Genomic DNA, 10963 nt, shown 5'->3' with positions numbered 1-10963 from the left:
GTGTTCAGGAGAATGATGAAACAATACGGGCTAAATATAAAGAAAATTATATTGATCTGTTTAAATATTAATGACTTAGATTGTGGATTGGCTTCCTTCCGCGAAAGCGGTTTTGTTCAACAATAAGTTAACCAGTTTTTTTTCTGTATAACCCCGGAAATGGATAACATTCAATGTGTATCAAAGAATATAGGCTTTGATAAACGATAATTGAAGATGTTAATCTATTTCCTAACAGTATAACACTCCATTCTGGGAATTATACAGAAATCGCATATTTCCAAATAATTCAAATTGACCCCATTTTAATAAAAAATTACAGCACCATATTGAAGAAAAACAGGATGCCGGAAAATGAGCAGTATGCTTTTATAAAATAGCTCCGCCCGGTCGGCTACGGTTTCATAAAGCATGACGATTGCGACAAAATAAGTTTACAGATACGTTATCTACTTATATCAAGGACGAGCGAAAAGCAATCGGGGTAAACCCCTAATTTTTAAAAAATGGGTTTTTTAAAACCGCTGTCCTTGAAATGCCGTGGCCATCAGTTGACGGGTGTAAGCGTGTTCAGGGTCAGAAAATATTTTGTCTGAATTGCCCGCCTCCACGATAAGCCCGTCTTTCATGACCACGATATCATGGCACAGGGATTTGACGACCTTGAGGTCATGGCTGATGAAAATATAGGTCAGGTGGAATTCTTTTTGAAGCTTTTTCAGCAGTTCCAGGACCTGGAACTGGACAGACCGGTCAAGGGAAGAGGTGGGTTCATCCAGGACCATGAACTCGGGTTTAAGGATCAACGCCCGGGCAATGGCGATTCGCTGGTGCTGGCCCCCGGAAAATTCATTGGGATATCTTTCCCGGGTGACAGGGTCAAGCCCGACTTTTTCCATAACCGCGATGATCTCATTTTCTTCCTGTTCCGGTGTCATTCCGGGATTGTGGATGCTCAACCCCTCGCCGATGATCTGGGCGACAGACATTCGGGGGTTCAGGCTGCCAAAGGGGTCCTGGAAAATGATCTGCATTCTTTTTCTTAATTGCCGGATTTGGGATTTGTCCATATCATTGAGGCTGTTTTCTCCCAAAAGAATTTTTCCCCGACTGGCGGTGAGTTTTAAAATGGCAAACCCGGTGGTGGATTTGCCGGACCCGCTTTCACCGACAATGCCCAGGGTGTGTCCTTTTTTCAGGGTAAAGGAGATGTCATCCACTGCCTTGACATGGTCCACGGTTCTTCGAAGGATGCCTTTTTGAATGGGAAACCAGACCTTTAAGTGTGAGACTTCAATCAGGGTTTCATCGGCTTCATCTGCCGGATCGGGCCACCCTTTGGGCTCTGAATCGATCAAATGACGGGTGTAGGGGTGGGCAGGGGATGTGAATATGGTTTCCGGAAGATCGGTTTCCACGATGTGTCCCTCTTTCATGACGGCCACCCGGTCGGCGATGCGTCTGACAATGGTCAGGTCATGGGTGATAAAGAGGATGGCCATGCCCATCTCCGCCTGAAGGTCCTGGATCAGATCGAGAATCTGGGCCTGGACCGTCACATCAAGGGCTGTGGTGGGTTCGTCCGCGATGAGGATATCGGGTTCGTTGATCAATGCCATGGCAATCATGACCCGTTGCCGTTCCCCGCCGGACAGCTGGTGGGGAAATGCTGCAAGTTTGGCAGCCGGTGTTTTGAGCCCCACTCGATTGAGCCAGTAAAGGGCCCGGTTATCTGCTTCAGCGTTGCTGACCTGCTGGTGCAGAAAAATGGATTCTTTGAGCTGTTTTCCAATCCGGTGAAGCGGGTTCAGGGAGGTCATGGGCTGCTGAAAGATCACCCCCACCCGATTGCCCCGGATGTCCCGGATCGCGTCTTCTGAAAGGGTCAGGCAGTCTTTTCCATCAAACTCAATGGAGCCGGTGGGATAGACGGCGGATGCCGGGAGCAGGCGTAAGATGGACATGGCCGTGACCGTCTTGCCGGACCCGCTTTCACCGACCAGGGCCAGGGTTTCTCCTTTTTGTAATATCAGGTCAACCGTTTTCACGACAGTGGAAATCCGGTCCCCCATTTTAAAGGAGATGCTCAGGTTCTGTATGGTCAAAAGGGCGTTGGTCATGGGTTAATACACCTTCCGGGGGTCAAAGGCATCCCTGACCCCTTCACCGATAAAGACCAGGAGACTGAACATGAGGGACAGGACAATAAAGGCGGACAATCCCAGCCAGGGGGCCTGGAGATTGGCTTTTCCCTGGGCCAGCAGTTCCCCCAGAGAGGGCGAGCCCACGGGCAGGCCGAATCCCAGGAAATCCAGGGAGGTGAGGGTGGTGATGGAGCCGCCCAGGATAAAGGGCATAAAGGTGATGGCGGCCACCATGGCATTGGGAAGGACATGCCGGATAATAATCCGGGTGTCGCTCAAGCCCAGGGCTTTGGCTGCCGTCACATATTCAAAATTTCTTCCCCGTAAAAATTCTGCCCTGACCACGCCCACCAGGGACATCCACCCGAACATCAGGGTGATGCCCAGCAGCCACCAGAAATTGGGCTGGACCACACTGGACAGGATGATGAGCAGGAACAGGGTGGGCAGGCTGGACCAGATTTCGATGAACCGCTGGCCGAAAATATCAATGGATCCCCCGTAGTAGCCCTGCATGGCCCCGGCCATAATCCCGATGGCCGACGAACACAGGGTCAGGGTCAGGCCGAACAATACGGAAATCCTGAACCCGTACAGCAGCCGTGCCGTAACATCCCGTCCCCGGTCATCCGTTCCCAGCCAGTTGGTGGTGGACGGCGGTGCCGGGGCAGGGCCTTTAAGGTCATAGTTGATGGTGTTATAGGAAAACGGGATGAGGGGATTGATCATCCAGCCCTTTTGTTTAATGAGGTCTCTGACATAGGGGTCCTTGTAATCGGCCGGGGCTTCAAATTCTCCGCCGAAACGGGTTTCGGCATACTCTTTTACCAGGGGGCAGTAAAACCCGGCATCATAATAGATCAAAAGGGGTTTGTCATTGGCAATGAGTTCTGAAAAAAGGGTCACCATAAACAATATTAAGAAAAGGTACAAGGAGATATACCCGCGACGGTTGGCCCGGAACCGGCGCCATCTTTCCCGGTTTATTTTTGATATGGGGATGCGTGTCATGGTCATCCCCTTTTTTCAAAATCAATTCGGGGGTCGACAATGGTATAGGTGATATCCGAGATGATGGACAGGATCAGGCCCATGAGGGTAAAAATGTACAGGGTTGAAAACATGAGGGGAAAATCCCGTTGCAACGTGGCCTGGAATCCCAGCAGGCCCATGCCGTCCAGGGAAAAAATGACCTCGATGAGCATGGAGCCGGTGAAAAACAGGCCGATAAAGGCGGACGGGAAACTGGCGATGACAAGGATCATGGCGTTCCGGAACACATGGCCGTACAGAATCCGGTTTTCAGTGAGACCCTTGGCCCTTGCTGTGACCACGTACTGCTTGCTGATTTCATCCAGGAATGAATTTTTGGTCAGGAAGGTAAGGGTGGCAAACCCGCCGATGACCAGGGCAAGGGTGGGCAGGGCCATGTGCCAGAAATAGTCCAGGATTTTTCCCGCCAGGGACAGCTGGTCAAAGTTCACCGAGACAAGGCCCCGCAAGGGGAACCAGTTAAAATAGGTGCCCCCGGCAAACAGGATGATCAACAAAATGGCAAACAAGAATACCGGGATGGCATTGCCGATGATGATCACCGTGCTGGTCCAGATGTCAAAGCGGGAAGAATGTTTCAAGGCTTTTTTAATGCCCAGGGGGATACAGACCAGGTGGATGATCAGGGTGCTCCAGAGTCCTAGGGACAAGGATACGGGGATCCTTTCCGCAATCAGTTCCACCACGGATCTGCCCCGGAAAAGGCTGTCCCCGAAATCAAACAGGCAAAAATCCTTGAGCATTTTAAAGTATCGGACATGGATGGGTTTATCAAACCCGAATCGACGCTCAATTTCGGCGATCACTTCCGGGTCCAGGCCCTGGGCACCCCGATAGGTGCTTTTTTCCTGCATGTTGGTGGGTTTGAGTTCAGATTTGCCCGCGCCGGACACCTGCTCCATGACACCGGAATCCAGGCCCTGGAGTTTGGCAATGAATTGATCCACCGGCCCCCCGGGCGCAATCTGGATGATAAAGAAATTGATGGTGACAATGGCCAGCAGGGTGGGAATCACCAGGAGCAGTCTGCGAATGATGTAGGAAACCATGATATCCTTATCGTTGTGGGTCCTTTATCGGGTAATATTTCCGTGGGGCAACGCCCCTTGCTTTTTCGTGTCAATCCACCAGGTGTCCAGAAAGCCGATGGCATATTTGGGCCGGATGGCAGGTCTTGAAAATCGATTCCAATAGGCCACCCTGAATTTGCTCAAGTGCCACTGGGGGATCACAAAGAAATTGTACTGGAGGACCCGGTCAAGGGCTCTTCCATAATACAGCAATGCTGTCTTATTCGTCTGGTTCTGGTCGATTTTTTCAACGAGAAAGTCAATGGCCGGGTCAGATACCCCTGCGGTATTGTAGGTGGAGTCCAGGTATCCGGAGTGCCATACGATTTTCAGGTTGGTGGATGGAAACGGGTTGGCTGCATACCCGCCGGTGATCATATCAAAGTCCCGTTCCCGCATCCGGTTGACAAACTGGGTGGTGTCCACCCGCCGGATATTGAGGATAATGCCCAGTTTTTTCAGGTTGTCCTGGAAGGGAATGGCGATCCGTTCCATGGTGGGACTGTACAGGAGCAGTTCAAATACCATGGGGGTACCGGTTTCCAGGTGGGTCATTTTCCGGTTGACGATGTCCCATCCGGCTGTTTTCAGGATGGCCAGGGCCGTTCGCATCTGGGGCCGGATATTGCCGCTGCCGTCGGTGACGGGCGGTTGATATTCCCGGGTATACACCCGGGGCGGGATGCTGTCCTTCACCGGGGCCAGACAGGTGATCTCCTCCTGGGACGGCAGTCCCTTTGCTTCATATTCGGTATTCTGGAAAAAGCTGCGGGTCCGGGTATACTGGTTGTAAAAAAGGTGCTGGTTCATCCATTCAAAATCCATGGCATAGGCCAATGCTTCCCGGACCCGGACATCCTTGAACACCGCTTTCCGGGTGTTAAAGATCAGGGCCTGCATGGCCTGGGGGATTTCATGGGGGATCTCTTCCTTTATAATATACTGGTTATCAAAATTATCCCCTTTGTACTGGGTGGCCCACTGGGTGGCCACATTTTCGGACCTGAAATCAAACTCCCCGGCTTTAAAGGCTTCCAGGGTGACCACCTCGTCCTTGTAATAGTCATACCGGATAAAATCGAAATTATGCCGGCCTTTATTGACGGGCAGATCCTTTGCCCAGTAGTTGTTTAATCGTTTGATTACCACATACTGTCCCATTTTAAAGCTGTCAATGGTAAAGCCGGAACTGCCCAGGGGGACCTCGGTGGTGGGTTCGGAAAAATTTCGGGTCGCCCAGTAATGCTCGGGCAGGACAGCAAGCCCGGCAAGGGAGTGCAGCAGATCCATCCGGCCTTGTTTAAGGGTGAACTTTACCCGGTGGGCATCTAAGGCCGTCACTGTGTCCACATTTTTATAATAGCTTTTAAACTGGGGCACCCCCTGGGTCATGAAGGTGTTAAAGGTAAACACCACGTCGTGGGCGGTAATGGGTTTGCCGTCCTGGAAGGCGGCATTTGGGTTGAGGGTAAAAATGATCCAGGTAAAGTCCCGGGCATACTCGATTTTTTCTGCAATCAAGGGGTAGAGGACATCAATTTCATCATCGGAAGGGGTCATCAACGTGTCATAGAGCTGGTCGCTTCCCTGGGCTGCATCTCCCCTCTGGGCATACCGGTTGAAGCTGTCAAAGGTGCCGGTGGCGGAAAGGGTGACTGACCCGCCCCTGGGGGCATCCGGGTTTACATAGTCAAAATGGGTAAAGCCCGGGCCGTACTTTGGGGTATCCCTCAAGGAAAAATGCGTTGATATGATGGATCTTTCATCTGCCAGGCAGATGCAGGCCATGCTCAAAAGGATGATCACTAAGAGGGGGGTTTTCATCGGTATTGGTTCCTTCTTTTCGTCCAAACACGGAGTTTCCGGTCAGGCACTAGTTCGTCAGATAGTATATGGCGCATATTAAATTGCAGTTTAGACTGTTTTTCAATGATGGACAAGGAGGAAATCAATAGTTTTTTTGATTGTTTTTTTGCTGAATCAGCATCATCACCCTAAATGCGGGTGACGTATTTTTGCCGGATTGAACAATTAGAAGATTTTCAAAATTTTGAAGATCTTCTAATCTTTTGTTGAAAATATTCTAAGAAATTGTTTGTCATGAAAGGTTTAAAAAATGATGATTCAAATCAAGCTGTCGGTTTTAAAGGGTAATCTTAATAACGTCGGTCTTGGCATGGTTTCTGCTTATTAGCAACCTGTTTTGTGCTAATAATTTAAAGCGAAGGCTTTTCGAAAATAAAAAGGATGAACAAATGACTCTTCAAAATAAACTTTCCAAAGGGGACTTTGTTGTACTTGCCGAAATGAACACCCCCAAGGGAGTTGATATATCCGATCTCGTGACTAACGTGAGACATCTTAAATCCAGAATTGATGCCGTGGTCATTCCTGACATGGATAATGGCGTCATGCACATGAGCGCCCTTGCCGGTGGTGCCATTATCCGGCAGCAGGGTCTGGAGCCGATGATTCATGTTTATGGTCGTGATCGAAACCGGATGGCCCTTCAGGGAGACATGCTGGCAGCCCATGTTCTTGGAATTAATAATCTTGTCGTGGTTCAGGGTGAAGCAATGACCCATGGGGACCATCAAAATGCCAAACCCGTTGATGATCTCAATGAGCTGGATTTGCTGGTAATGGTTCATTCGCTCCTGAAAGGACGGGATCTTGCCGGTTTTGAATTATCCGGGAAACCAGAATTTTTTACCGGGTGCCAGGTACAACCCATCCAGGATGATGACCACCTTGAACAAGAGGTCAAAGCCGCCAAAGCAAAGGTGGCGGCAGGGGCACAATATATCATGGTTCCCCCTGCGTTTGATCTGGACTACTATACACAAGTTTTAACTAGATTCAAATCATTGAATGTACCGGTGATTGCAACGGTTTTCATGTTGAAAAATGTGGGTATGGCCCGCTACATTTCCATTAATGACCCCAGCTCAAAACTGCCCGAGTCATTGATCACCCGGATCCGGAAATCAAAAGACCGGGAAATGGAATGTGTCACTATTGCTGGAGAAATGATCAAGGAACTCAAAACACAGGTCCAGGGGATTAAGATTTCCGCCTCGGGCTGGGAAGACCGTTTACCCGCGATCATGGACTGTGCAGGGCTTTAACATAAACGCATCCATTCTTGTTATTTGTAAATAATACCCATTACAGGTAATGGATACCCCATAATTTAATACAGGTTAACCATGCAAAAGCTTAAAGATATTCAACAAGACAAGAGTGTGCTTGTTATCGGTGGTGGTGTCGGAGGTATACGCGCGGCATTGGATTTAGCGGAATCCCGCCGAAATGTCGTACTCATTGATAAATCATATGCCATTGGCGGGTTGATGACCCAGTTGGATCGAACGTTTCCAACCAATAATTGTGATTTGTGTACGGTATCTCCCCATTTGTCCGAAAATACAAGACAGATCCATCTGGAATTAAGTCCCATGACCCAGCTTGAGTCATTAACCGGTGAGGCAGGTGATTTTAAGGCCACACTGGTGACTGAACCAAGATACATTGATATGGATAAATGTACGGCTTGCGGAGAATGCTACAAACAATTTCCTGAGGCCGTTCGATTTACACCGGGTTTAGATCCCCGGGCCCCTACCTGCATGCGGTATCCCCATGCAACCCCTTATGCATTTTCCATTGACATGGAAAAAGTATCGGATATAGCAGCCCTGCAAAAGGTCTGCAAGGCCGATGCCATCCTCCCGGAGGATACCCAGAAGCGAACCACGGTTGACGCAGGCGCTGTTGTGTTAAGCATTGGGGCGGAGTTGTTTGATCCTGCTGCCCTGGATAATTATGGCGGCGGCCGGTTTGATAATGTGGTCACCGGGTTGGAATATGAACGGATCATGTCAGCCTCCGGTCCTTTCCAGGGGGATCTGGTCAGGGTGTCCGATAAAAAACGCCCGAAAAAAGTGGCATGGATTCAGTGTGTGGGATCAAGGGGAATCAATCGAGCCGATGTGCCGTATTGTTCCGGTGTCTGCTGCATGTATGCATTGAAAGAAGCCATGGTCACAAAAGAACGGTTTGCTGAAAGCATTGAAACCACCATCTTTTTTATGGATATGCGGACCTATGGCAAGGATTATGAACAATATTTCAACCGGGCAAAAGATGATTATGGCGTTCGCATGATCCGATGCCGACCCCATTCTATTGTTCAAGATGACGAAACCCGAGATCTTTCCATTACCTATACCACGGAAGATGAGGCCCGTCACAAAACAGAAGAATTTGACATGGTTGTCCTTTCAACCGGTTTCAGGGTCCCTGAATCCACCCGTGATCTTGCCGGGCGACTGGGGATTGAATTAAATACCCATAACTTTGCTGAAACAGATCATTTTAATTCAGTGAAAACGTCCAGACCCGGTGTGTATGTCTGCGGTGTGGCTGAAAGTCCCAAAGATATTCCGGAAACAATGGTCCAGGCAAGCGCTGCCGCCAGTATGGCTGCTGCTGATCTGCCGGCGGTGATGGATGTGCTGGATACTGAAGAGGATTTCCCGCCGGAACGGGATATTACCGGTGAAGCGGCTCGTATCGGTGTGTTTGTCTGTGACTGCGGACTGGAGATCGGTGGGGTGGTTGATGTGGACAAAATTGTTGCATCTGTTGCCACCTGTGCCGATGTGGTTGTGTCCCAGACGGTGGGATACGGCTGCAGCAGTGATTCCATGCGGGTCATTGAAGCCGCAATTAAAACCCATCATTTAAACCGGGTAGTGATCGGCGGCTGTTCTCCCAGAACCCATGAAACCAAGTTTCAGGATCTGATGCGCCGGGCAGGATTGAATAAATACCTGGTGGAGATTGTCAACTTAAGGGATCAGAATACATGGGTCCATATAGGGCAGCCCGAGGCGGCATTGGACAAGGCCTATAAACTGCTTCAAATCGGCATCAGCGGGGTTCGCAAAAATCGGTCCCTGGTGGACCATACCCTGCCCATGAACCAGAATGCACTGGTTGTCGGAGGGGGTGTCACCGGCATGACCGCAGCACTTCAACTGGCCGGCCAGGGCGTTAAAGTGTATCTTGTGGAACGCAATGCAGAACTGGGAGGGATGGCAACATCCATCAGACGCACCATTGAAGGCGATGATGTGAGGTCGTTTATCACTCAACTGGTAAAAGATGTGACGAAGCATAAAAATATCCAGGTGCTGACCCGGTCCATCATTGTGGATCATTCCGGCGTGCCGGGACTGTTTAAAACCGGTATCCAGACAGGCCTGAGAATGAACTACATGCAGCTGGCCCACGGGGTGACCATCTTTGCCACCGGGGCAGTGGCCAACCGACCGGATGTATATGGTCTGGGAACCCATGATAATATTACCACCCAGCTTGAACTGGACGCCTTGATTGAAGATGATCCGGAAAAGATCAAAGCCATGAACCAGGTGGTGATGATCCAGTGTGCCGGCTCAAGGGAAGCAGATAATCCCAATTGTTCACGGGTCTGCTGCCAGGCAGCCATGAAAAATGCGTTGCGCATTAAGGCCATCAGCCCGGATACCCAGATTTTTATCCTCTACAGGGATATTCGCACCTATGGATTTTATGAAGATTATTACAAACAAGCCAGAGACCTGGATGTGAAATTCGTCCGGTTTTCCGTGGACAATAAACCCGAGGTCTGGATTGAAAATGATCAGGTGTCCGTGTTTGTGGATGATGTGATCCTTGGCAGAAAGATTCAGATTGAAACAGATTATGTTGCCTTGAGTACGGGAATGGTTGCGGATGATGAAACCACGGAAGATCTGGCCATGATGTTTCACCTGCCCCGGACCACTGACAATTATTTTCTTGAGGACCATGTGAAACTTCGACCCGTTGACATGTCTGTCCGGGGGATTTTCATCGCAGGGACAACGCATTCGCCCAAAACCATCCGGGAGAGTATCACCCAGGCCTATGCTGCTGCAGGACGGGCACAAACACTGCTGGCCAAAAAGGAAATCAATCTGGGGGCAGCCATTGCCAAGGTAGATGGTACTAAATGTGCCGCCTGTCTGGTCTGTGTTCGTGCCTGCCCATTCGGTATTCCCTTTATTAACGAGGACGGCTATTCACAGATTGATCCGGCCCAATGTCAGGGCTGCGGCATTTGTGCTGCAGACTGTCCGGCAAAGGCAATCCAGTTGCTTGCCTTTGAAGATGATCAGATTTTGGCCAAATTAGACGGCTTGTTTGGAGGGTTGAACTAATGGAAAATTTTGAACCGGAAATCGTCGCATTTTGCTGTCATTATTGCGCGTATACGGCTGCTGATATGGCGGGCAGCAAACGAATATCCTATCCGCCAAATGTAAAAATTATCCGTGTGCCCTGCACCGGAAAAGTGGATGCCATCCATATGATGAAAGCCTTTGAAAAAGGCGCGGACGGTGTGTATGTGGCCGGATGCCTTGAAGGGGACTGCCATTTTAAAAATGGAAATACCCGGGCTGGCTACAGGGTTGCGTATGTACAAAAGATCCTGGAAGAACTTGGCTGGGAAAAAGATCGCCTGGCAATGATCACCATGTCTGCGGGAATGGGGGAACGCTTTGCCCGCACTGCGCGTGAATTTACGGAAAAGATCAAGGAACTGGGACCCAGTCCCATTAAACAGTTCAATACAGACACCCATCAGCAGGCAGCCGGCTGATGATT

The 10963-nt window shown here is 49.8% G+C and carries 7 protein-coding genes; 3 read left to right on the top strand and 4 right to left on the bottom strand.

From position 1 onward, the window contains the following. Positions 1-515: 515 nt before the first annotated feature. From Q1Q15_RS19170 to Q1Q15_RS19155, 4 genes are read right to left on the bottom strand one after another with little or no spacing between them, the layout of a single operon-like run. Entirely contained in the window at positions 516-2120 is a 1605-nt protein-coding gene (locus Q1Q15_RS19170; protein WP_300463639.1) for an ABC transporter ATP-binding protein, read from the bottom strand. 3 nt (positions 2121-2123) lie between these two features. Then, the gene (locus tag Q1Q15_RS19165) at positions 2124-3146 is read right to left on the bottom strand and encodes an ABC transporter permease (protein WP_363321019.1); all 1023 of its coding nucleotides are present in this window, start codon (positions 3144-3146) and stop codon (positions 2124-2126) included. An 11-nt stretch (positions 3147-3157) separates the two neighbouring features. Then, positions 3158-4246: a microcin C ABC transporter permease YejB gene (locus Q1Q15_RS19160; protein ID WP_300463634.1), complete on the bottom strand. Its 1089-nt coding sequence runs from the start codon at positions 4244-4246 to the stop codon at positions 3158-3160. Positions 4247-4270: 24 nt separating this feature from the next. Further along, the gene (locus tag Q1Q15_RS19155) at positions 4271-6091 is read right to left on the bottom strand and encodes an extracellular solute-binding protein (protein ID WP_300463631.1); all 1821 of its coding nucleotides are present in this window, start codon (positions 6089-6091) and stop codon (positions 4271-4273) included. A 431-nt stretch (positions 6092-6522) separates the two neighbouring features. On the opposite strand from Q1Q15_RS19155, the gene Q1Q15_RS19150 reads away from it, so the two are divergent. The 3 genes from Q1Q15_RS19150 (at position 6523) to Q1Q15_RS19140 (ending at position 10958) form a co-directional block, all read left to right on the top strand. Continuing rightward, entirely contained in the window at positions 6523-7395 is an 873-nt protein-coding gene (locus Q1Q15_RS19150; RefSeq protein ID WP_300463628.1) for a methylenetetrahydrofolate reductase, read from the top strand. A gap of 81 nt (positions 7396-7476) precedes the next feature. Next, positions 7477-10515, top strand: a complete 3039-nt coding sequence (locus Q1Q15_RS19145; protein ID WP_300463626.1) for an FAD-dependent oxidoreductase — start codon at positions 7477-7479, stop codon at positions 10513-10515. Continuing rightward, positions 10515-10958 carry a hydrogenase iron-sulfur subunit gene (locus Q1Q15_RS19140; protein WP_300463623.1) on the top strand — a complete coding sequence of 148 codons (444 nt, stop codon included), beginning with the start codon at positions 10515-10517 and terminating at the stop codon, positions 10956-10958. The genes Q1Q15_RS19145 and Q1Q15_RS19140 overlap by 1 nt, the downstream gene beginning before the upstream one ends. Positions 10959-10963: the final 5 nt, after the last annotated feature.

This window comes from Desulfobacula sp., assembly GCF_030145145.1.
Classification (GTDB): Bacteria; Desulfobacterota; Desulfobacteria; order Desulfobacterales; family Desulfobacteraceae; genus Desulfobacula.
Note: the sequence above shows the minus strand (reverse complement) of the source record. Positions and strands in the feature narration are given on the sequence as shown.